Below are 21,023 nucleotides of genomic sequence, written 5' to 3' on the forward strand. Positions count from 1 at the left end.
TCGCTGCATCATTTATACCAAATCTGGATGGACACACTACAGGTCATTTACCGGGTCGAAGCGCGAGCACGGGACATCGAGGCGCGCGCACACGCGATCGCGGTCGAACAGAGCATCGAGATGCCGCCGCATGCGGTGCGCAATGCGCGGGTGAGCGACTGCGTGCTGGGTCGGGTCCAGGACATCGTTGCCGACGGCCCGGGCCATTTTCTTGTCACGGTGGGGCTCGCGGCCGAGACGACCGGTTTCGAGGCCGGGCAGTTGATGAACATGCTGTTCGGCAACAGCTCGCTGCATCCGGACCTGGAACTCGTGGACGTCGAAATATCGAAGGCATTCGCCGGCCGCTTCGGTGGCCCGCGCCACGGCATCGCCGGCCTGCGCAGGCTGACCGGTGCCGAGCGGCGCGCGATGACCTGCACCGCGCTCAAACCTCAGGGAAGCACCACCGCCGAACTCGCAAGGCTGGCCGCCTGTTTCGCCGCGGCGGGCATCGATCTGATCAAGGACGACCACGGCCTGGCCAACCAGCCGAGCGCACCTTTCGCGGAGCGGGTCGAGGCGATCCAGCAGGCGGTATCCGAGACCAACCGACGCACCGGCCATGCGACGCTGTACGCTCCCAGCCTGACTGGCGGCCCGCGACGGCAGATCGCGCAGTTCGAGGCGGCCCGGCACGCCGGCGTCGGCGCCATCCTGCTCGCGCCGATGATCTCGGGCATGGGCGCCCTGCAGGAACTCGCCGGCGAGGGGCTGCCGATCCTGGCGCATCCCGCGTTGTCGGGGACGACCCGGATCGCCCCGGCCCTGCTGCTCGGCAAGCTCTTTCGACTGGCCGGCGCGGATGCGGTGATCTATCCGAATCACGGCGGCCGATTCAGTTTCAGTCCGCAGCGTTGCCGGGACGTGGCTGATGCGGCGCGCGGTCGATGGCACGGTCTGGCCCCGACCATGCCGGTTCCGGCCGGCGGCATCCTCCCGGACCGGGTCGCAGAATTGATCGATTTCTATGGCCTGGACGTGATGCTGCTGATCGGCGGCGCCTTGCTCGAGGCGCCCGACATCGAGGCGGCTGCACGCGACTTCGTCGATCGGGTGGCCGGCCATGCCGTTGCGGAGTCGCCCCGATGAGTACGACGCCTCCGTTACGCAAGGCACTGCCGGGTGGGCGCTGGGAGACGGTCGATCGCCTGGAATACAAACCCGAGGGTTCAGCGCCCTTTCGCGACATCACCCGGCAGTTGCTGTTCCACAGTGACGGCTTGGGCTGCGAGTTGCGCTATTTCGAGATCGGGCCCGGCGGTCATTCCACGCTGGAGCGCCATCAACACGAACATGCGGTGCTGATCCTGAACGGGAGCGGACGCTGCCTGGTCGGCAATACGGTGCACCCGGTCAAGCGCAACGACCTGGTCGCGATCCCGTCCATGAGCTGGCATCAGTTCCGTGCGGCCGACGATTCGGTCCTGGGCTTTGTGTGCATGGTCAACGCCGAGCGGGACCGTCCGCAACTGCCGACCGACTCGGAACTGAACGACTTGCGCAAGCATCCGGAGCTTGCGGCCTTCATCCGCAGCTGAGCCGGTGCCGACACGCTGCGGGCCGGCGATCAGGACACGGCCAGCATGCGCTCGAGCGCGACCTTCGCAAGTTCGGCCTCGTGCTCGGGCACCGAGATCCGATTGACGACGTTGCCTTCCGCCAGGTTCTCGAGGGTCCAGGCCAGGTGTTGCGGATCGATGCGCTGCATCGTCGAGCACATGCACACCGTAGGCGCCATGAACTGCACGATCTTGCCCTCGGGCTTCATCTCCTCCGCAAGCCGATTGACCAGGTTCAGCTCGGTGCCGACCAGCCAGCGCGTGTTCGACGCCCCGGCCTTGATCGTGTTGATGATGTATTCGGTCGATCCGACGTAGTCGGAATTACGACACACGTCCAGATTGCTCTCCGGGTGCGAGATCACGAGCCCCTCCGGATGCTGCATGCGCCAGCGGCGGATGTGGCTTTCCTGGAACATCTGATGCACCGAGCAGTGCCCTTTCCACAGGATGATCCTGGCGCTGCGGATCTGCTCCGGTGTGAGCCCGCCGTATTCCAGGTCCGGATCCCACACCACCATGTCTTCCAGCCCGATGCCCTTCTTGTAGCCGGTCCAGCGCCCCAGGTGCTGATCCGGAAAGAACAATACCTTCTCGCGTCGCGCGAACGCCCAGTCGAGAATGGTCGGCGCATTGGTCGAGGTGCACACGATGCCGCCATGCTCGCCGCAGAACGCCTTCAGATCGGCCGCCGAGTTGATGTAGGTGACCGGTGTGATCAGCTCGTCCGGCCGTTCGAGCACCTCGGTGAGTTCGCGCCAGCAGCGGCTGACCTTGGCCAGGTTCGCCATGTCGGCCATGGAACAGCCTGCCGCCAGATCCGGCAGGATCGCAATCTGATGTGGCTGCGACATGATGTCCGCCACCTCGGCCATGAAATGCACGCCGCAGAACACGATGTATTCTGCGTCGGTCTGCGACGCGAGGCGCGCAAGCTTCAGCGAATCGCCGGTGAGGTCGGCATGACGGTAGACATCAGCGCGCTGGTAATGGTGGCACAGCAGCACCGCTCGCTCACCCAGTCGGGCCCTCGCCGCCAGGATGCGCTCCTGGGCCTCCTGATCCTGAAGCGTGTTGAAACGATCGAAACTGATGGTTGCGACTTGCATGCTGGTCTATCTCATCCCTGACTGTCGATGATTGGACCACAACCGACACATGATGTTGCGGTCTCGTGAAAATGGTGCCCTGCGGGACGCGGCCGGAACGCCAGCCCCGACGCCGTCCGCAGACCGGATCAGCTCTGTTTCCAGGGCAGGCCGGCGTTCCGCCAGCCACCGATCCGGTTACGATGTTCCTGTGCGTCCTTGTCGCCCTCGAAACCTTCGAGCACGTTGTAGCAATCGGAATAGCCGGCCTCCAACGCGGCCCGTGCCGCCTGGTCCGAGCGACCGCCGGAACGGCACATGAACATCACCAGCGCCTCGGTATCGACCTCGCGCTTGAGCTGCGCGAGAAAGGATGGGTTAGGCTTGCTGCCCGGGTAGGTCAGCCATTCGATCTCCACTGCATCGGGCACGCGGCCAACCCAGTCCCATTCTGCGCGCGTGCGCACATCGACCAGCCGTGCACCCGGCGCAAGCTGCCATACTTGATGGGCTTCGGAGGGCGTGAGCGCCCCGGCGTAGGGAAGATTCATCTGTTGCGCCCGCTCGCGTGCCAGCGCAAGAAGATCAGTGAGTTTGCCCATGACGGTCATCCGGATAGAATCGAATCCCAAAGTATACGCTAACGTGACCCCCATGATTCCCAGCGCAGACGATTCACCCGGCAACAAGGATCCGCGGCGCGCCCGTGGCATTCAGCGCGCGACCTGGGTCGCGATCGTCACCAACAGCGTACTGGCCATCGGCCAGTTCGTGATCGGCATCTTCGCCAATGCGTTCAGCCTGGTGGCCGATTCGGTGCACACGCTGTCGGACCTGTTCACCGACCTGATGGTGCTGCTCGCCGGCCGCAAGGGGGCCGATCCCGCGGACATCAACCACCCATACGGCCACGGCCGTTACGAGACCGCCGCGACGCTGATCCTGGGCGCCATCCTGTGCGCGGTCGGGTTCGGCTTTCTGTGGAGTTCCGGCATTCGCCTGCAGCACATGGACGACGCGCCGCAGGTGCATCAGACCGCACTCTACATGGCCATTGCAACGCTGATCGTGAAGGAGGGCCTGTTCCGCTTCACGCTCGCCGCCGGCAGGAGACTGAAGTCGGCGATGCTGGAGGCCAATGCCTGGCATGCGCGCTCGGATGCCGCGTCCTCGCTGGTGGTCGCGGTCGGCATCGGCGGCAGCCTGGTTGGTTACCCGTTTCTGGAGCCGCTTGCCGCCGCGGTGGTCGGATTCCTGATCCTGAACATGGGCATACGGCTGTGCTGGCAGGCCATGCGCGAACTGGTCGACACCGGCCTGGGCGAAGAAGAGGTCGAGAACATCCGCGAAACGATCCGTCAGACACCCGGAGTGATCGGACTGCACGACCTGCGCACGCGTCGCATGGCCGACCGCGTGCTGTGCGATGCGCACATACAGGTCGACCCCCGGCTCACCGTCTCCGAGGGTCACCGCATATCGGACAGCGTGTACTTCCGCATTCGGGCGGCGCACCCGGAGGTCCGTGACATCCTCGTGCATATCGATCCGGAGGACGATACCGACCTGCAGACACCCCCACCCGGCCCGCTGCCAGAGCGCAGTGACGTGCTGACCAGCGTGACCATGTTGCTGGGCGACGAAATCGAGCCGCTCCGACTGCAGCTTCACTATCTCGGCCTGCGCGTCGAAATCGAGTTGATGCTGTCGGACGCCGACTGGCATCGGATCGAGCCGAACGCACTCAAACAGCGAATGCGTGCGTTGCTCGATACACATCCGGAGTATCGCTCGATCACCTTTTTCGTGCGTCGCGCACCAGAATGATGCGCGCCACGATTGAAATGCATCATGATGGTGCAATGCCCATTGATCGAGACCGTCAGTCCGGTGGCGGACGCTGAAGAACCGGCGTATCGTCCGACCCCGTGACGCGTGCCTCGCGCGTGCCGGTACTGCCGGATGCGCCTTTGACGCGAACGTCCGCCTGCGGTGACCATTGAATACGCAGCTGGCACGGATGATGCTTTAAAGGGTCACCGGAAGTTACATCGTCAGCCCTTTTGCCACATCCCATCAGGAGTCAATATGAACTCACAAGAAGTCATGAAGATGATCCAGGAAAACGAAGTGCGTTTCGTGGATCTGCGCTTTACCGATACCCGCGGCAAGGAGCAACACGTGGGACTGCCGGTTTCGGCCTTCGAAGAAGAGCATTTCGAACATGGCCATCCGTTCGACGGCTCGTCGATCGCCGGCTGGAAGGGCATCCAGGCCTCCGACATGATCCTGCTGCCAGACCCCGGCACCGCCTACATCGACCCGTTCTACGACGAAACCACGCTGGTGCTGACCTGCGACGTGATCGAACCGTCCGACGGCAAGGGTTACGACCGTGATCCGCGCTCGATCGCCAACCGCGCCGAGGCCTACCTGAAGAGCACCGGCATCGGCGATACCGCGTTCTTCGGGCCGGAACCCGAGTTCTTCATCTTCGACTCGGTCGAGTGGTCAATCGACATGTCCGGCGTCTACAGCAAGATCATCTCCGAAGAAGCCGCGTGGTCGACCGCCGACAAGTTCGAAGGCGGCAACACTGGCCACCGTCCGCGGGTCAAGGGCGGCTACTTCCCGGTCCCGCCGGTCGATTCGCTGAACGACATCCGCGCCGCGATGGTGCTCGCACTCGAGTCCTGCGGCGTGCCGGTCGAGGTTCATCACCACGAAGTCGCGAACGCCGGTCAGTGCGAGATCGGCACCAAGTTCACCACACTGACCAAGCGTGCCGACTGGACCCAGTTGCTGAAATACATCGTGCACAACGTCGCGCACCAGTACGGCAAGACCGCGACCTTCATGCCCAAGCCGATCGTCGGCGACAACGGATCCGGCATGCACGTCCACCAGTCCATCTGGAAGGACGGCCAGAACCTGTTCGCGGGCAACGGCTATGCGGGCCTGTCCGAGACCGCGCTGTACTACATCGGCGGCATCATCAAGCATGCCCGCGCGCTGAATGCGATCACGAACCCGAGCACGAACTCGTACAAGCGTCTGGTCCCGCACTACGAGGCGCCGACCAAGCTGGCCTACTCGGCACGCAACCGCTCGGCGTCGATCCGGATCCCGTATGTCGCCAATCCCAAGGGTCGTCGTATCGAGTCCCGCTTCCCCGATCCGATGGCCAACCCGTATCTGTGCTTCGCCGCACTGATGATGGCCGGTCTGGACGGCATCCAGAACAAGATCCACCCGGGCGACCCGGCCGACAAGAATCTGTATGACCTGCCGCCGGAGGAAGACGCGCTGATCCCGACCGTATGCACCAGCCTGGACGAAGCGCTCGAGGCACTGGACGCCGACCGTGAGTTCCTGACCCGTGGGGGCGTGTTCTCGAACGACTTCATCGACGCCTACATCGAGCTCAAGATGGAGGAAGTCACCCGTCTGCGCATGACCACGCACCCGGTGGAGTTCGACCTGTACTACAGCCTGTAATCGTCTGCGCAGTTCGAACGTTAATGAAGGGACGGGCATTGCCCGTCCCTTTTTTATCGGGTCTAATCAGACCGGGTATGCCAACTCAGACACACCAGGAACCCTTCGTACCATGCGGATCGTCCTTCCCATGTTCGTGTTGTTGACGCTGTCGCTCGGCACGCCTGCACATGCCACCGTGTTCAAGTGCGTCGGCAGCGACGGCAGCGTCACCTACACCAACGACCGTTCGATCGCGCGCAACTGCACCGCGCTGAACCCGGATCTGCCTGTTTCGACGATACCGCCCCCGCCGCGATCCAGCGGTGGCCAGGCGCCGGGGGCGCCGGGCTCCTCATCCCGACCGGCTGATTTTCCACGCGTCAGCCCGGGCGCGCAGCGTACCCGCGACGACACACGGCGGCAGGTTCTGGAGCGTGAACTCGAAGCCGAGCAGTCGGCGCTGGAGACGGCCCGCAATGCGCTCGTGCTTCAGCAGCAGGTGCCTAGTGAAACAGAGGCGATACGCCGCTACCGGGACCAGATCGAACTGCACGAACGCAACATCGAAGCGCTGGAACGGGAAATGCGTGCCCTCCGGTAACATCAGTCGCATGGCGCGAATTTTGCTTGATAATGCAAAACAGGCGGCGCGACAGCATGGCAAGAACACCTCACTCCCTGACCACCAGCGGCCCCTTCGCCGGACTCGACCTGCTCTCCTCCGCGGTCGTGCTGCTCGACGAGCAGTTCATGATCCGTTACATGAATGCCGGGGCGGAGAATCTGTTTGCGGTCAGTCAGCGCAAGCTGCTGGGGCACCCGCTCACCCATCTGCTCGGATCGACGCACGGACTCGAAACAGCCCTGCACAATGCGCTCCGAACCAGCTGGAGTTACACCGGCCAGGACCTGAAGATCCAGCGTCCCGAGGCCGAGCCGCTTCATCTCGACTGCACCGTCAGCCCGGCCGAAGCCTCGGGCGCCAGCCTGTTGCTCGAGTTCCGCCAGATCGACGCCCAGCTTCGGGTTGCGCGCGAGGAGCAACTGCTGCAGCAACAGCAGGCCAACCGGGAGTTGATCCGCAACCTGGCGCATGAGATCAAGAACCCGCTCGGCGGCATCCGGGGGTCGGCCCAGTTGCTGGAACGCGAACTGACCGATCCGCAGCTTCGCGAATACACCGAAGTCATCATCGCGGAGGCGGATCGGCTCCAGGATCTGATGAACCGGATGCTGAGCGCCCACTGCATGATGCGGCCGGGACCGCTCAACATCCATGACGTACTCGAGCGCGTGCGTCGGCTGGTGCTGGCGGAGTTTCCGGACATCACGCTGATACGGGACTATGACACCAGCTTGCCGGACCTGACCGCCGACCGGGAACAGCTGATCCAGGCCATCCTGAACATCACGCGCAATGCCGCACAGGCGCTGCAGGGCATCGGCGAGATCCGTTTCCGGACCCGCATCGCGCGCCAGGTCACGATGGCAAAGCGTCGCTTCAAACTGGCACTGGAATTGCAAGTGATCGACAACGGCCCCGGAATTCCGGAGGAGATCCACGACAAGATCTTCTATCCGCTGGTTTCGGGGCGGGAAGGTGGCAGCGGACTGGGACTCTCTTTGGCGCAAAGCTTTGTGGAACAGCACCAGGGAATGATCGAGGTGGACAGCCGCAGTGGGCGCACCTGCTTCACCATTCTGCTACCGATCTCCGACCGCGCGTGACACCCGTGCCGGGTCGCACCAACTTAGTGCATAAAACATGAAAACTGTCTGGATCGTTGATGATGACCGCTCTATCCGCTGGGTGCTCGAGAAGGCGCTGAGCCGGGAGAACATCCCGCACCAGAGCTTCAGTTCGGCCAACGACGTGCTCGATACACTCGACAACGCCCCGGTGCCGCCGAGCGTGCTGATTTCGGACATTCGCATGCCGGGTGAATCCGGCCTGGACCTGTTGCAGAAGGTCAAGGCACGTCTGCCCGATCTGCCGGTCATCATCATGACCGCGTACTCGGACCTGGACAGCGCGGTCGCGGCATTTCAGGGCGGCGCCTTCGAATACCTGCCGAAACCCTTCGATGTGGATCAGGCCGTCGCGCTGGTACAACGGGCACTCGAACCGAGCATGCGCCAGGCCGGTGCAGACACGGAAACCACGCTGGCGCCCGAGATCCTCGGACAGGCACCAGCCATGCAGGAGGTCTTTCGCGCAATCGGGCGCCTGTCGCAGTCCCATGCCACGGTGCTGATCAATGGCGAATCGGGCACCGGCAAGGAACTGGTCGCCCGTGCGCTGCATCGCCACAGCCCGCGGCGCGACGCACCTTTCATCGCGATCAACACCGCGGCGATTCCGCGCGATCTGCTCGAGTCCGAACTCTTCGGCCACGAGCGCGGGGCCTTCACCGGCGCGGCCGCTCAGCGTCGTGGCCGTTTCGAGCAGGCCGAGAACGGCACGCTGTTCCTGGACGAGATCGGCGACATGCCGGCCGAACTGCAGACCCGCCTGCTCAGGGTCCTTTCGGACGGCCATTTCTACCGCGTCGGCGGTCAGCAACCGATCCGTGCGAACGTGCGGGTGATCACCGCCACCCACCAGGACCTCGAGGAGCGCGTGAGACAAGGCCTGTTTCGCGAGGATCTGTTCCATCGTCTCAACGTCATTCGCCTGCGCCTGCCATCGCTGCGTGAGCGGCGCGAGGACATCCCGGTGCTGATCAAGCACTTTCTGCAGAAGAGCGCCCGGGATCTCGGTGCGGAGCGCAAGCACATTTCGGATGCGGCCCTCAAGTTCCTGCAGGGCCACAACTTCCCGGGCAACGTCCGTCAGCTCGAGAATCTGTGCCACTGGCTGACGGTGATGGCGCCCGGGGACGTCGTCGAAGTGGCGGACCTGCCTGCAGACCTGCGCGAGCAACCGGCCGTAACAGCCTCCGCGGACTGGATCACCGGACTGGGCGTCGAGGCCGACCACCTGATCGCATCGGCCCCCGGCGAGGTGTTCGAAAAACTCACGCAGGACTTCGAACGGACCCTGATCCGCAGGGCCCTCAACGCGACCGCCGGACGCAGGATCGAAGCCGCGCAGCTGCTCGGGATCGGACGCAATACGATCACGCGCAAGATCCAGGAACTGGGCATCGACGACGGACGTCACGCGAACGGCGACATTGATGCCGGAACGTGACCGGCCCCGATCACCCCGGGCGATGCCGACACGCGGTGTCGGCGCGCTTCCATGACATGCCCCGCTCACCGCAGCGCCGGTCGCCCGGTCCGCGATAGTTGACGCGACCGGCAGGGCTTGTCGGATAATCCCGCCAGGTCCTTCAGAATGGAAACTCCGGTTTGCCCCCCTCTGCATCCAGTCCGCCACTCGAGTCGGCCCAGATCGCACGACTACTCGGTCCGCTGGCAACACGGTTCGATCTGGTCGTCGTGCCGGTCTGCGCTTCGACCAACACCGAGCTGATGAATGCGCCGCCGAATGACGACGGGCGCATTCATGTGGTCGCGGCCGAACACCAGACCGCAGGTCGCGGACGCCGGGGTCGGTCGTGGTTGGCGTGGGGAGTCGACAGCTTGACGTTTTCGGTGCTGTGGCGCTTCGAAGCGGGAGCGCCGGTCCCCGCGGGCCTGTCTCTGGTGGCCGGTGTAGCGGTTGCTCGCGCACTGGAGAAACTCGGGCTGCCCGGTGTTCAGCTGAAGTGGCCCAATGACGTGCTCGCATCCGGTCGAAAACTGGCCGGCATTCTGGTCGAACTGATGCCCGGACGCGGACGCACGCCGGCGGCGGTCGTGGGCATCGGGCTGAACATGCGCGTGCCACACGATGTGACGATTCCGGATCAGCCCGCCGTGACCGATCTTGCGACGCAGATGTCGTCTGCAACCGACCGGAACACGGTATTGGCGGTAATCCTGTTCGAGCTCTGCCAGTTGTTCGACACCTACGCCAGCGCCGGCTTTCCGGCCCTGCGCGGCGCCTGGGAACAACGTAACGCCTTTTCCGGCCTGCCCGTGCGTGTGACCGGCGAAAGCGCCGATCTGCAGGGCATCTGTGCCGGGGTCGATGAAGACGGCGCCCTGCTGTTGCGCACCGACGATGGTCTCATCCGGGTGCTGTCCGGAGAGCTTTCATTGAGGTGCGCGACTTGATCCTGTTGATCGATATCGGCAACACCCGCATCAAGTGGGGTCTGTTCGAAGACGGTCAATGGCTCCGTGAGGGCGCCTTGCTGCATCGGGACGCACGCGAACTGGCTGCCGTCGTGGCGGCGCATGCCGGCATCCGCTCGGCCCTCGGCGTCAACGTGGCAGGCCCTGCAATGGCTGGCGCAATCGGTGAAATGCTCGACAAGCACGGTCTGAGGCTGCACTGGTTTCACACCTCGGAGCGCTGTGGTGGCGTGATCAATCTTTACGATACACCGCAGCAACTGGGCGTGGACCGATGGACTGCGCTGATCGGCGCGCGATCCATACATGAAGGACATTGCCTGGTCGTCACGGCCGGAACGGCGACCACCATCGATCGGCTGGACGGCGCCGGACAGTTCGTGGGTGGCGTAATTCTTCCCGGTATCGATCTGATGCGGCGATCGCTTGCCGGCAACACCGCTCAGTTGCCGTTCGCCGAAGGACGTTACACGACGACGCCGCGCAACACCGCCGACGCGATCGTGTCCGGATGTCTGAGCGCGCAGATCGGCGCCGTGAAGTTGCTGTTTCGATCGATCGAGGATCAGCCGGACGCCCTGTGCCTGCTCAGTGGAGGCGGCGCTCCGATGCTCGAGGCTCTGCTCGACATCCCGTTGCGGCGCATCGACAATCTTGTGCTTCGCGGGCTCGCGCTGATCGCGTCCGAGCGCAAGTTCGACACGCCATGATCCGCGCGACCCGAGTCCGCCGTTGTAATCATCGAGGGATCCGTCGGAGCTCAATGCCCGCCCATCCGTCAAGCTGCGTAACGTGCCAGCCATGCGACTGTTACTGATCTGTCTGCTGATTCTGAACCTGCTCGCGCTTGCGGCCGGTTTTGGGCTGCTCGGAAGCTCCGCACCTCGCGGCGAGCCCGAGCGCCTGACCAACCAGATCAATCCCGAGCAGCTGCAACTCGAGCCGTCCGCAGGCCCAGCGACCCAGGCCGCGATCGACGCAGCACGAACCGAAGCTGCCGCGGCGGCGTCAGCGCCCCCGCCGGCGCCCGACCCCGTCGCAACGCCCGCTCCAACATCCGATCCGCGTCCGCCGCCTGCGGCCACCATGCCGACACCCCCAATTGAGCCGACGGAGGAGCCAGTGACGTCCGCACCCGTTGTGGCGATCGAAGCACAGGACCCGGTGCCCGATGAGGCGTCGGTGGTGGCGGAACCGCTGATCTGCGCCGCCTATGCAGGCGTGACCGAACCGAGACTGGACGCGCTTCGGGCCGAAGCCGGCCTGGTCGACCAGGGCATCCGGATCACGGCGGAACAGACCGAGCCCCCCGCATCGTGGTGGGTGCGTATTCCACCGGCCGAAACGCGGGCCGATGCCGAAACGCGGGCCCGACAGCTCAGGGCGCTCGGCGTCAGCGACCTGTTCGTCGTGCGTGACCAAGGACCGAACCAGAATGCGATCTCGCTTGGACTCTTCCGCACCGAAACCAGCGCACGGCAGCACCTGTCGGAGCTCGAGGCACGTCAGGTCGCAGGCGCCGAGATCGCGGCACGCATTCCAGCCGTCTATTCGGTCCAGATCAGCGGGCCCGCGACCGCCGTGACCCGGCTGAGCGCTTCGTTTGCCGACCGCCTCGGTCCCATCGTGGAAAGCGGATGCCGCTGAACGCCGCCAGACCCTTCATCGTCGGCCTGACCGGCGGCATCGGCAGCGGCAAGAGCGCGGCGGCCGACTGCTTTTCTCGTCGCGGCATCGCGGTCATCGACACCGATGCGATCGCGCACGCTCTGACTGCGCCCGACGGCGCGGCGATGCCGGCGATCGCAGCGGCTTTCGGTAACGGCGTGATACGAACCGATGGCGCGCTCGATCGCGACGTCATGCGCGAGCGGGCCTTCTCGGATCCGGCAGCGCGCGTACGACTGGAGAACATTCTGCATCCGATGATTCGCGCGACGAGCGAACGGCTGTGCAGCGAAGCCGCTTCGCCCTACCTGATCCTCGCAGTCCCGCTACTGATCGAATCGGGTAGCTATCGTGAGCGCTGCGACCGTATCTGCGTGGTCGACTGCAGTCCCGAAACGCAGATCATGCGCGTGCAAGGCCGAAGCGGACTGGGTGAGGAGCGCATACGCTCGATCATGGCCGCGCAGGCGAGCCGCGCGCAGCGACTCTCAGCGGCCGACGACGTCATCGAAAACGAGGGGAGCCTGGCGGATCTGGACGCACAGGTGGCGCAGCTCGATCGAATGTACCGCGGGCTCGCACAGCGGCCCGTCTAGGAGCTTGGCCGGACGGCTTCCGAGGTCATTCGGGTTTTTGGCCCTGTGCTATCATCGGATCACCAGTTCGTGATCGACCGCCGGGCCTCCCGCGGGCGGCGGAGCGGCTGTCCAGGAGATCCCTTCTTTGAGCGCATCGCGGTGATCATCAGCTACGAATATCCTCTCAACGAGCGCATACGCACCCTTTTGCGGCTGGAGGATCTGTACCGCAAGATGGCCCATTTTCATCGGGGGGAGGCGCCGCAGGATCATCACATCGCGTTGCTGACGCTGTTCGAGATTCTCGAGGTGGCCGGCCGCGCCGACCTGAAGGTCGACCTGATGCAGGAACTCGAGCGCCAGCGTCAGATCCTGATGTCCTTCCGCAACAATCCGGAAATTTCGGAACAGGCCTTGTCCGGCGCACTCTACGAAATCGAGCAGGCCTCCTCGTCGTTGCTGGCGATGGCCGGCAAGATCGGGCAGTATCTGCGCGAGAACGACTGGCTGATGGCCATCCGGAGCCGGGCCGCGATCCCCGGCGGGGTATGCGAGTTCGACCTGCCTTCCTATCACTTCTGGCTCAATCGTGACGCAGGCGCCCGACGGCATGACCTGGACGGCTGGATACAGCCGATGATCCCGATTCGGGATGGCCTCACCATCGTGCTGCGCCTGTTGCGCGCGAGCGGGCACCCGGAACCGCAGGTCGCCCAGAATGGAAGCTACCAGCTCACGATGAGTGGGCGGACTGCGCAGATGCTGAAGCTCAGGCTGCCCGCCAGCGAGGCAGCCATCCCCGAGATCAGCGCCAACAAGTACGCGCTCAGCATTCGTTTCATGCAGCCCGAGACGGTCGCGCGACCGCGGGCGATCGAACGCAACGTCCAGTTCGAACTGACCTTCTGCAGCCTCTGATCCGCCCGCCGCGATGAAGACGAAAGCGCCCACGGTGAAATGCCCGCAATGCGGGACAGAGGTGACGTGGACGCCGGAAAGCAGGTGGCGCCCGTTCTGTTCCGAACGCTGCAAGCAACTGGACCTGGGTGCCTGGGCGTCCGAACGCTATCGCGTGCCGGCCGCGGCACCTCCGGACCCGGACGATCGCACGGATCAGGCCTGAAATCCCGTCCGCCGGACACGCGCCCGCCACTCATCGGACCGTAGGATCTCGCCCCCAGGCGCCGCGAATGGCCGCAACACCATGTGCACCGGCCAGGTGAGCCGCACGGAGATCGGACTGTGACAAGCCACCGAGCGCCAGTACCGGCATGGGCAGCCCGCCGACCAGTGCCGAGAATTCGGCCCACCCGATGCCCGGTTGGCCGGGGTGAGTTGGCGTGGCTTCGACCGCCCCAAGAAGGACGTAGTCGAGCCCCAGCGCAGCCGCGCGCTCGAGTTCCGCACGCGTATGGCAAGAAGCCCCGACCCATTCGAAGTCCGGACGCATCTGGGTAGTCACCAGCTCCCGGCTGTTCACATGCACGCCGTCCGCGCCGATGCGACTGGCGAGGTCGGGCGAACCATTGATCACGACCCGGGCCTTCGAGCGATGTGCGCGCCTGACGACCTCGTCGGCAAACTTGAGCAGGTCCGCGCGGGAAAACTCCGGTTCGCGCACCTGTATGAAACGCAGCCCATTGCTCAAGGCCTGCTCGAGGGCGGTGAGTTGCGCCTCGACCCCGATCTGCCACGCATGGGTGATCCCGATGAAATCGGGCAAGGTCAGCGCCTTGAGTATCGGTCCGTTGGCCGGAAGCATCGGACCGACGCCCGGCCGGTCGGCATGCTCCCATGACAGCGCGCTGTGGACGTAATCATTGACCGTGCCGTCCCACTCGGCGACTTCGAAGAAGTGAAGGCGCACTCGGGCGTGCTCATAATGGTGCTCCCGCACCAGCCATGGCCACAGCTCGATCACGCGAATCCCGAGTTCCTCGTCGAGTTCGCGTATCAGCGCGTCGGCAGGCGACTCCCCCGCTTCCAGTTTGCCGCCCGGAAACTCCCAATACCCAGGATAGAAGGCGCCCGGGGCGCGCTGCCCGAGCAGAAAAGCGCCATCCGGCCGACGGATGACGCCCGCCGCGACTTCGACGCATCTGGACGCAGCGCCCTCGCTCGACACGCCGTCACTCGCCATTCAAGCGTCCAGCATGATCACGGGCAAACTGCCACGCGACCCGGCCTGAACGCGAGCCACGCATCAACGCCCACTGCAGAGCCTCCTGACGGCAGGCCACGATCTCACGCTTGCTCGCGCCGAAAGTCTTCAGCCAATGGCCGACGATCGCCAGATACTCCTCCTGACTGAACGGATAGAAGGACACCCACAGGCCGAACCGGTCCGACAGCGAGATCTTCTCCTCCACCGCTTCGCCCGGATGTACCTCACCGTCGATATGACGGGTCAGCAGATTCTCGTCGTGATATTCCGGCATCAGGTGCCGACGGTTGGATGTCGCATAGATCAGCACGTTGTCCGGTACGGCTGCGACCGAGCCGTCGAGCACGCTTTTCAGGGCCTTGTAACCGGGTTCCGCCTCTTCGAACGACAAGTCGTCGCAGAAGACGATGAAGCGCTCGGGCCGGTCGTGGACCAGTTCGACGAGTTCGGGCAGATCGACCAGATCGTCCTTGTCGATCTCTATGAGCCGCAAGCCGCGTTGCGCGTAGGCATTGAGCAAGGCCTTGACCAGCGAGGACTTGCCCGTACCCCGTGCGCCGGTCAGCAGCACATTGTTCGCCAGCCGGCCCTCGATGAACTGCCGCGTATTGCGATCGATGCGTGACTTCTGCTCGTCGATGTCCTTCAGGTCCTGAAGACGAATCCGGTGCGGCTGCGGAACGGCCTGAAGGGCACCGCGCCCGTTGCGACGTCGCCACCGGAAAGCGGTCGTGCCGGACCAGTCGGGCGCAGGCGCCACTTCCGGCAGCAGACGTTCGACCCTGTCGATCAGTTGCTCGGCCCTGAGCACGAGGCGCGCGAAATCATTCATCCTCTTTTCCATTGTCGTTCGAATCCTTGCGGCGCTTCGGCCAGGTTGCCCAGACGATAATGAGCAACAGCGCGAGCGCCACGCCTGCTTCCAGAAAAATGACCCACATGCTGTTCTCCGCGGCGACCCGGTATACTCCCGTTCGCGAGCCCTCGAGTCCACCCCCTCCTTCGAATAGGCGCAAAACTGACTGATGAAAGCAACATTGCGACTGTCGCGCCTATGGATCGTGTCGATGGCAATCATGGGGCTGGTCGGTTGTGCCGGCCCCGTTCGTGAAATCGGTCCGCAAGACGCAGCACGTGCATGTCCGCCTGCTCAGCCCTGTCCAGCGTGCCCGACATGCCCCGACGTGCCGGTCAGTGCCAAACCAGAGGTGCCCGCGGATGTCAGCGAACCACTGCAGAAGTCGTCCTGGGCCGCATTACCCGGGTGGGCGGACGACGATCACCGGCAGGCGTGGCCGGCGCTCCTCGAATCATGCCGCACACTGATCAATCAGCCACGCTGGAGCCAATCCTGCACGCTCGCCGAGCAACTGGGGGACAAGCCGGACGGTCGTAGCATCCGTGATTTCTTCGAGGCGCGTTTCGAACCGTGGCGTGCGGTCAATCCGGACGGTAGCGACGAGGGTCTGGTCACCGGCTACTATGAACCCCTGATCGAGGGCAGCCGTACCCGCTCCGAGCGCTATCGATGGCCGATTCATGGTGTACCCGAGGACATGCTGACGGTGGACCTCGGCGACGTCTATCCCGATCTGCGCAACATGCGGCTGCGTGGCCGCCTGGTCGATAACCGCGTCGTACCGTACTGGACACGTGCCCAGCTCGGCGAGATGAGCGATCTGGTTCCGGCCTCGACGCTGCTGTGGGCAGCCGACCCCATCGACCTGTTCTTCCTGCAGGTGCAGGGCTCCGGGCAGGTTCGTCTGCCCGACGGTTCACGGGTGCGTATCGGTTACGCCGATCACAACGGCCATCCCTACAATTCGATCGGGCGCTGGCTCGTCGCCCAGGGCGAGCTTCGACTGGACCAGGCGTCGATGCAGGGTATCAAGGGCTGGGCGAGAGAGAACCCTCAGCGCCTGAACGAGATGCTCAACATCAATCCCAGCTACGTCTTCTTCCGGGAATTGCCACGCTCGTCCGGCGGACCGATCGGCGCACTCGGTGTTCCGCTTACGGCCGAACGCAGCATCGCGGTCGATCCGCTTTATACGCCGCTGGGCGCACCCGTCTTTCTTGCAACCACCCATCCGCTGTCGGACCGGCCGCTGCAACGGCTGATGCTCGCCCAGGACACCGGCGGCGCGATCAAGGGCGTAGTTCGAGCGGATTTCTTCTGGGGCTTCGGCGAGAAGGCTGGCAATGAGGCCGGCCGGATGCGTCAACAAGGCAGGATGTGGGTGCTGCTGCCCAAGGATGACACCCCATGAACCGGAGGCTCCACACCGAATTGGCGTGGAGCACGGCACGGATTCCGACCTGCTGACGGTATCCGTCTATTCACTGACGCCGGCAAGCGCCTGTTCGAGATGGGCTGCCGGCACATACCCGCCCAGACGCCGCCCGTCGGCGAGGAACAGCGTAGGCGTGCCATTGATGCGGAGTTGTCGTCCCAGCGCAACGTTCTGATCCACGACCGAACTGTCGCACTCGGCAGTCACGGGCGTCTTGTTCTCGAGAATCCAGCCGTTCCAGCTGGCCGCCCGATCCTCGGCACACCAGATGTTCCGGGATTTCGCCACCGAATCCTCTCCGAGGATCGGGTACAGGAAGGTGTAGATGGTGATATCGTCGAGCAGCACCAGTTCCTTGCCGAGGCGCTTGCAGTAACCGCAATTCGGGTCTTCGAAGGACACAAGAATACGGCTGCCGTCGCCCCTGACCTGCCTGATCGCCCGGTCCAGCGGGAGCGTACCGATATCGATGGCAGCGAGTTCGGTCAACCTGGCCTGAGTCACATCCCTGCGGGTCTCGGTGTCGATGATCCGGCCGTCCATGATGAAGCTGACGCGCTCGTCCGTATAGACCAGCTCACCGCTACGCAACACCACCTCGTAAAGCCCCCCATAACGGGTTTCGGTCACCGAATCGACCAAGGGCGAACCGATGAAGGCCTCGACTCCCTTCTTGACGGTTTCCGGGTCGGCATGAGCCACACCGAAGGCAGCAAGCATGCAAGCGAGCAGGGCCGGTCGAAAGACATTACGGGACATTCGAATCTCCAGGTTTAGAATTTTCCGTTGGCGGCATAGCGCACCAATGCGGACTTTAGGACAGGCAGCCGCCCGGTAAGGTTCATCCCCGCATTGCGCAGCGCGGAAACGAAGGGATTGTCCAGTTTGAACAATCGGTTCAACGCGTGCGTGGTGTACTGCACCAGCAAGGGCTCTTCCGCACGCGCCCTCGCATAGTTGCGCAATACCGAGAGCTCACCGGGATCACGCCAGGCCGGCAATCCGGAAAGGCACTCGGACAAGACCCTGGCATCCTGAAAACCGAGGTTGATGCCGTGGCCCGACAGCGGATGAATCGCGTGTGCGGCATCGCCGATCAAGGCAAGGCGTGGCCGCACCACCTCCGACACGCGCAATAACCTCAACGGAAATGCCGCCGGGGGCGTATCCAGGTGCAAGCTTCCGAGCACACCCCCTCCGGCATCGGCCACTGCGGCACAGAACACATCCTCATCCAGGGTCATCAGACGGTCGGCGACATCGTCAGGTGCCGACCAGACGATCGAGATGCGCTGTCCCGGCAGTGGCAACCAGGCGAGCACGCCGTCTTTCCTGAACCATTGATAGGCGATATCGCGGTGCGGTCGGTCACAGCAAAAATTCGCGACCACGCCCTTCTCGCCATATGGGGTGATATGCGCATCGATACCGGCCTGCGTCCTCACCCAGGAATTCGCACCATCCGCGGCCACGACCAACCGGGTTCGCAAGCGCCGGCCGTCCGAAAGGGTCAGCTGCGCCGAGTCCTGGTCGATCCGCAACGCGGATGGAACCGCCGGGCACAACAGCGTCAGATTGTGCTGCCGCCGGAGCGTTTCCCATAGTTCCACCTGCAGCAGGCTCGACTCCGCAATCCAGGCCAGTTCCCCAAGACCGGTATCATAGGCCGAGAACGTGAGCGCCCCGCCCGAGTCGCCATGGATGCGCATTTCTGAAACCGGCGTCATGCGAGTGCGATCCAGACGACCCCACACGCCGATTTCGTCAAGAAAGCGCTGGTTTGCCGAACTGATCGCATAGATACGGGCATCCCACCCGTCCGGCCGTCGGGGCTCCACGCCCTCGACGAGTGCGATCTTCAGCGCGGCCTTGCGCAGGGCCACAGCCAGGCTGGCGCCCGCCAGGCCGCCCCCCACGACGACGACATCGAAATCCATCACATCCGGACAGTTTGGTTGCGGTCAGTCATTTTGCCCGACTGAGCATCCCAAGTCATCCGCCTGCATTGAATGGAGGCCGACCCTATGCTCGACGACACGACGACACCGGGGGACCGCCAACGTCGATCCACCCGCTGCATGGCCTCACCGGAAGAAATATGCTGCCTTCGGCATGGCCCGGCATCAGCCCGTCGAGCGCTGCATTCCAAACGCGTTGGCTGAGGCTCTTGCATCTCTGGTAGCTGCCCAGACGTCCCACAGCGCGGCCGCGAAGGTATCGTTGACCGCATCCCAGTCGCATTCGAGTGCGCACAGCCGTGCCCGCTCGCCCAGCTCCGAGCGCAGACTCCGACTGCAGGCGACATGCAAGGCTTGGGCCACGAACGCGTCCTCGTCACCGGCTGCGACGGTCACCCCGTTCGCCCCGGCGCGAATGTGCTGTGCGGCGGCCGCGTAATCATACGCCAGCACGCTGAGCCCGCTCGCCATCGCCTCCAGCGTGACATTTCCGAATGTCTCGGTGAGGCTCGGGAACAGAAACATGTCGGCCGATGCATAGTGCGTCGCCAGTTCGATCCCGGTTCGCACCCCTGCGAACAGGCCCTCCCGAAAGGTCTGGGACAGCGCTTCGCGCATCGGCCCGTCGCCCACGAGGATCAGGCGCGACCGCGCATCCATTGCCCGAATCGCCGCGAATGTACGTATCACCAGATCGAGATTCTTCTCTGCGGCCAGCCGCCCAACGTAGCATACGGCGAGGTCGTCCGGCTCCAGTCCCCAGCTCCGTCGAAGCTCGTCACTGCGTCGTGATGGACTGAACAAGCTCGTATCGACTCCTCGCGCGATCACGTGTATGCCTTGGTAGCCTTGCCCGCCCAGGCTGCGCTGCATCTCCAGGGTCGGAACGAAGGTGGCCGCAGTTCGATTGTGGAAACTGCGCAGATACGCTGCGACCGGCTGACGCAGCCAGCCAACGCCGTAGTGACGGCTGTAGTGATCGAAGTTTGTATGAAAATCCGACGTCACCGGCACACCGAGCTTCAAGGCGGCCGACACGGCACTCCATCCCAGCGGCCCCTCGGTCGCAACGTGCACCAGATCCGGGCGGCCCCTCGACCACACCTTCAACAGTGCGGACCTGGCCGGCAGGCCAAAACGCAGGCCGTCGTAGCGTGGCAGTTTCCATCCTCTTGTCAGCACTTCGTCGAACTGAGCCCCGATATGCGCGTGATCAGCCGCACCTTGCCGTGGCCGAATCAGCTGGACTCGATGACCACGCTGCATCAGACCGTCGATCATCCGCTTGAGCGTCATCGCGACGCCGTTGATCTCGGGTGGATAGGTCTCGGTCACGACGGCGACCTTCAACCCGCGAACGACGCCGGACTCTTGGCTCGGGAATTCGACTGGCTTCATGCCGCCGCAGCTTAGGCGACCACCGCGACAATGCCGTTAAGCCAACATGTCGATTCCGTGACGGAGGCAATCCTGCCGAGGAGGCTGTCGCGCCGACGTTTCAGCCACGTAAAACGAGCGCCCAGACTACTGCGACATTCAACAGGCTGATCAACACAGCGGCACTGCCGATATCCTTGGCTCGCTTGGCCAAGCTGTGATCTTCGAGCGATATGCGGTCGACGGTCGCCTCGATCGCTGAATTGATCAATTCGACGATCAACACCAGCAGGACGCTCCCGACCATCAGTGCCTTGCCAACACCGGACGGTCCCAACCACAGCGCCAGCGGAATCAGCAGGCTCGCAAGCAGCACTTCCTGCCGAAAGGCATCCTCATGGCGAAATGCAGCCTTGAGGCCATCCATCGAATAGTGAAGGGCATTCCAGACACGCCTGAGGCCGGACTTTCCCTTGTACGGACTTTCCATTGGGATCGACTTCTGCAATGAGGGATTGCACCGGATGTTGCCGCAGTGATGTTACGGGCGGCGACATCACGTTGCTTCATTCCGTCTGTAGACGAACTCAAGCCGATTCCTGTTTAGAGGAGATCGGCTTGAGCACGGGC

General features: G+C 63.9%; 22 protein-coding genes. 14 read left to right on the plus strand and 8 right to left on the minus strand.

Features of this window, described 5'->3' with window-relative positions; all coding sequences use genetic code 11:
* Nucleotides 1-27 precede the first annotated feature (27 nt).
* Nucleotides 28-1,131, plus strand: coding sequence for a RuBisCO large subunit C-terminal-like domain-containing protein (locus ACKVEX_RS06355; RefSeq protein ID WP_473214857.1), 1,104 nt, complete (start codon nucleotides 28-30; stop codon nucleotides 1,129-1,131).
* Nucleotides 1,128-1,580 carry a cupin domain-containing protein gene (locus ACKVEX_RS06360; RefSeq protein ID WP_473214858.1) on the plus strand — a complete coding sequence of 151 codons (453 nt, stop codon included), beginning with the start codon at nucleotides 1,128-1,130 and terminating at the stop codon, nucleotides 1,578-1,580. Before ACKVEX_RS06355 ends, ACKVEX_RS06360 begins: the two co-directional genes overlap by 4 nt.
* Before the next feature lie 29 nt (nucleotides 1,581-1,609).
* Here the strand turns inward: ACKVEX_RS06360 and nadA are convergent, their stop codons facing one another.
* Nucleotides 1,610-2,710: a quinolinate synthase NadA gene (nadA, locus tag ACKVEX_RS06365; protein ID WP_473214859.1), complete on the minus strand. Its 1,101-nt coding sequence runs from the start codon at nucleotides 2,708-2,710 to the stop codon at nucleotides 1,610-1,612.
* Nucleotides 2,711-2,838: 128 nt separating this feature from the next.
* The gene (locus ACKVEX_RS06370; protein WP_473214860.1) at nucleotides 2,839-3,291 is read right to left on the minus strand and encodes a rhodanese-like domain-containing protein; all 453 of its coding nucleotides are present in this window, start codon (nucleotides 3,289-3,291) and stop codon (nucleotides 2,839-2,841) included.
* Between the two features lie 52 nt (nucleotides 3,292-3,343).
* Here ACKVEX_RS06370 and ACKVEX_RS06375 point away from each other — a divergent pair, with 52 nt between their 5' ends.
* The 11 genes from ACKVEX_RS06375 (at nucleotide 3,344) to ACKVEX_RS06425 (ending at nucleotide 13,723) form a co-directional block, all read left to right on the plus strand.
* Nucleotides 3,344-4,516, plus strand: coding sequence for a cation diffusion facilitator family transporter (locus ACKVEX_RS06375; RefSeq protein WP_473214861.1), 1,173 nt, complete (start codon nucleotides 3,344-3,346; stop codon nucleotides 4,514-4,516).
* Between the two features lie 261 nt (nucleotides 4,517-4,777).
* The gene (gene glnA, locus ACKVEX_RS06380; protein WP_473214862.1) at nucleotides 4,778-6,187 is read left to right on the plus strand and encodes a type I glutamate--ammonia ligase; all 1,410 of its coding nucleotides are present in this window, start codon (nucleotides 4,778-4,780) and stop codon (nucleotides 6,185-6,187) included.
* Between the two features lie 130 nt (nucleotides 6,188-6,317).
* Entirely contained in the window at nucleotides 6,318-6,770 is a 453-nt protein-coding gene (locus ACKVEX_RS06385) for a DUF4124 domain-containing protein (RefSeq protein WP_473214863.1), read from the plus strand.
* A 56-nt stretch (nucleotides 6,771-6,826) separates the two neighbouring features.
* Complete coding sequence (gene glnL / locus ACKVEX_RS06390; RefSeq protein ID WP_473214864.1) at nucleotides 6,827-7,897, plus strand: nitrogen regulation protein NR(II); 1,071 nt, start codon at nucleotides 6,827-6,829, stop codon at nucleotides 7,895-7,897.
* Between the two features lie 37 nt (nucleotides 7,898-7,934).
* Nucleotides 7,935-9,362, plus strand: a complete 1,428-nt coding sequence (gene ntrC, locus ACKVEX_RS06395; RefSeq protein WP_473214865.1) for a nitrogen regulation protein NR(I) — start codon at nucleotides 7,935-7,937, stop codon at nucleotides 9,360-9,362.
* 161 nt (nucleotides 9,363-9,523) lie between these two features.
* Nucleotides 9,524-10,333 carry a biotin--[acetyl-CoA-carboxylase] ligase gene (locus ACKVEX_RS06400; RefSeq protein ID WP_473214866.1) on the plus strand — a complete coding sequence of 270 codons (810 nt, stop codon included), beginning with the start codon at nucleotides 9,524-9,526 and terminating at the stop codon, nucleotides 10,331-10,333.
* The gene (locus tag ACKVEX_RS06405) at nucleotides 10,330-11,064 is read left to right on the plus strand and encodes a type III pantothenate kinase (protein ID WP_473214887.1); all 735 of its coding nucleotides are present in this window, start codon (nucleotides 10,330-10,332) and stop codon (nucleotides 11,062-11,064) included. Before ACKVEX_RS06400 ends, ACKVEX_RS06405 begins: the two co-directional genes overlap by 4 nt.
* A gap of 91 nt (nucleotides 11,065-11,155) precedes the next feature.
* Nucleotides 11,156-12,001, plus strand: a complete 846-nt coding sequence (locus ACKVEX_RS06410) for an SPOR domain-containing protein (RefSeq protein WP_473214867.1) — start codon at nucleotides 11,156-11,158, stop codon at nucleotides 11,999-12,001.
* Nucleotides 11,992-12,618 carry a dephospho-CoA kinase gene (gene coaE, locus ACKVEX_RS06415; RefSeq protein ID WP_473214868.1) on the plus strand — a complete coding sequence of 209 codons (627 nt, stop codon included), beginning with the start codon at nucleotides 11,992-11,994 and terminating at the stop codon, nucleotides 12,616-12,618. Before ACKVEX_RS06410 ends, coaE begins: the two co-directional genes overlap by 10 nt.
* Before the next feature lie 144 nt (nucleotides 12,619-12,762).
* The gene (gene zapD, locus ACKVEX_RS06420) at nucleotides 12,763-13,518 is read left to right on the plus strand and encodes a cell division protein ZapD (protein WP_473214888.1); all 756 of its coding nucleotides are present in this window, start codon (nucleotides 12,763-12,765) and stop codon (nucleotides 13,516-13,518) included.
* A gap of 13 nt (nucleotides 13,519-13,531) precedes the next feature.
* The gene (locus ACKVEX_RS06425; protein WP_473214869.1) at nucleotides 13,532-13,723 is read left to right on the plus strand and encodes a DNA gyrase inhibitor YacG; all 192 of its coding nucleotides are present in this window, start codon (nucleotides 13,532-13,534) and stop codon (nucleotides 13,721-13,723) included.
* Between the two features lie 30 nt (nucleotides 13,724-13,753).
* Here the strand turns inward: ACKVEX_RS06425 and ACKVEX_RS06430 are convergent, their stop codons facing one another.
* Both ACKVEX_RS06430 and ACKVEX_RS06435 read right to left on the minus strand, forming a co-directional pair.
* A complete protein-coding gene (locus tag ACKVEX_RS06430; protein ID WP_473214870.1) occupies nucleotides 13,754-14,740 on the minus strand; it encodes a Nudix family hydrolase in 987 nt (328 codons plus the stop codon).
* Nucleotides 14,730-15,596, minus strand: a complete 867-nt coding sequence (locus ACKVEX_RS06435) for an ATP-binding protein (RefSeq protein WP_473214871.1) — start codon at nucleotides 15,594-15,596, stop codon at nucleotides 14,730-14,732. Before ACKVEX_RS06435 ends, ACKVEX_RS06430 begins: the two co-directional genes overlap by 11 nt.
* Nucleotides 15,597-15,948: 352 nt before the next feature.
* On the opposite strand from ACKVEX_RS06435, the gene mltA reads away from it, so the two are divergent.
* Nucleotides 15,949-17,034 (plus strand): murein transglycosylase A, encoded by a 1,086-nt coding sequence (gene mltA / locus ACKVEX_RS06440; RefSeq protein WP_473214872.1) that lies wholly within the window; start codon nucleotides 15,949-15,951, stop codon nucleotides 17,032-17,034.
* 66 nt (nucleotides 17,035-17,100) lie between these two features.
* On the opposite strand, the gene ACKVEX_RS06445 is transcribed toward mltA, so the two are convergent.
* The 4 genes from ACKVEX_RS06445 to ACKVEX_RS06460 form a co-directional block, all read right to left on the minus strand.
* The gene (locus tag ACKVEX_RS06445) at nucleotides 17,101-17,817 is read right to left on the minus strand and encodes a DsbC family protein (protein WP_473214873.1); all 717 of its coding nucleotides are present in this window, start codon (nucleotides 17,815-17,817) and stop codon (nucleotides 17,101-17,103) included.
* A 14-nt stretch (nucleotides 17,818-17,831) separates the two neighbouring features.
* Complete coding sequence (locus ACKVEX_RS06450; RefSeq protein WP_473214874.1) at nucleotides 17,832-18,995, minus strand: UbiH/UbiF family hydroxylase; 1,164 nt, start codon at nucleotides 18,993-18,995, stop codon at nucleotides 17,832-17,834.
* Between the two features lie 186 nt (nucleotides 18,996-19,181).
* A complete protein-coding gene (locus ACKVEX_RS06455; RefSeq protein WP_473214875.1) occupies nucleotides 19,182-20,414 on the minus strand; it encodes a glycosyltransferase family 4 protein in 1,233 nt (410 codons plus the stop codon).
* A 100-nt stretch (nucleotides 20,415-20,514) separates the two neighbouring features.
* On the minus strand, nucleotides 20,515-20,883 hold the full coding sequence (locus ACKVEX_RS06460) for a diacylglycerol kinase (RefSeq protein WP_473214876.1): 369 nt from the start codon (nucleotides 20,881-20,883) through the stop codon (nucleotides 20,515-20,517).
* Nucleotides 20,884-21,023 lie beyond the last annotated feature (140 nt).

This window comes from Denitraticella aggregata (assembly GCF_048158365.1).
GTDB lineage: Bacteria > Pseudomonadota > Gammaproteobacteria > Burkholderiales > Rhodocyclaceae > Azoarcus_F.

Excerpts from the sequence above, each read along its gene's own strand:
- ACKVEX_RS06355 (WP_473214857.1), top strand. The coding sequence starts at position 28 with ATGGACACACTACAGGTCATTTACCGGGTCGAAGCGCGAGCACGGGAC.
- ACKVEX_RS06360 (WP_473214858.1), top strand. The coding sequence starts at position 1,128 with ATGAGTACGACGCCTCCGTTACGCAAGGCACTGCCGGGTGGGCGCTGG.
- nadA (WP_473214859.1), bottom strand. The coding sequence starts at position 2,710 with ATGCAAGTCGCAACCATCAGTTTCGATCGTTTCAACACGCTTCAGGAT.
- ACKVEX_RS06370 (WP_473214860.1), bottom strand. The coding sequence starts at position 3,291 with ATGGGCAAACTCACTGATCTTCTTGCGCTGGCACGCGAGCGGGCGCAA.
- ACKVEX_RS06375 (WP_473214861.1), top strand. The coding sequence starts at position 3,344 with ATGATTCCCAGCGCAGACGATTCACCCGGCAACAAGGATCCGCGGCGC.
- glnA (WP_473214862.1), top strand. The coding sequence starts at position 4,778 with ATGAACTCACAAGAAGTCATGAAGATGATCCAGGAAAACGAAGTGCGT.
- ACKVEX_RS06385 (WP_473214863.1), top strand. The coding sequence starts at position 6,318 with ATGTTCGTGTTGTTGACGCTGTCGCTCGGCACGCCTGCACATGCCACC.
- glnL (WP_473214864.1), top strand. The coding sequence starts at position 6,827 with ATGGCAAGAACACCTCACTCCCTGACCACCAGCGGCCCCTTCGCCGGA.
- ntrC (WP_473214865.1), top strand. The coding sequence starts at position 7,935 with ATGAAAACTGTCTGGATCGTTGATGATGACCGCTCTATCCGCTGGGTG.
- ACKVEX_RS06410 (WP_473214867.1), top strand. The coding sequence starts at position 11,156 with ATGCGACTGTTACTGATCTGTCTGCTGATTCTGAACCTGCTCGCGCTT.
- coaE (WP_473214868.1), top strand. The coding sequence starts at position 11,992 with ATGCCGCTGAACGCCGCCAGACCCTTCATCGTCGGCCTGACCGGCGGC.
- ACKVEX_RS06425 (WP_473214869.1), top strand. The coding sequence starts at position 13,532 with ATGAAGACGAAAGCGCCCACGGTGAAATGCCCGCAATGCGGGACAGAG.
- ACKVEX_RS06430 (WP_473214870.1), bottom strand. The coding sequence starts at position 14,740 with ATGGCGAGTGACGGCGTGTCGAGCGAGGGCGCTGCGTCCAGATGCGTC.
- ACKVEX_RS06435 (WP_473214871.1), bottom strand. The coding sequence starts at position 15,596 with ATGAATGATTTCGCGCGCCTCGTGCTCAGGGCCGAGCAACTGATCGAC.
- ACKVEX_RS06445 (WP_473214873.1), bottom strand. The coding sequence starts at position 17,817 with ATGTCCCGTAATGTCTTTCGACCGGCCCTGCTCGCTTGCATGCTTGCT.
- ACKVEX_RS06450 (WP_473214874.1), bottom strand. The coding sequence starts at position 18,995 with ATGGATTTCGATGTCGTCGTCGTGGGGGGCGGCCTGGCGGGCGCCAGC.
- ACKVEX_RS06455 (WP_473214875.1), bottom strand. The coding sequence starts at position 20,414 with ATGAAGCCAGTCGAATTCCCGAGCCAAGAGTCCGGCGTCGTTCGCGGG.
- ACKVEX_RS06460 (WP_473214876.1), bottom strand. The coding sequence starts at position 20,883 with ATGGAAAGTCCGTACAAGGGAAAGTCCGGCCTCAGGCGTGTCTGGAAT.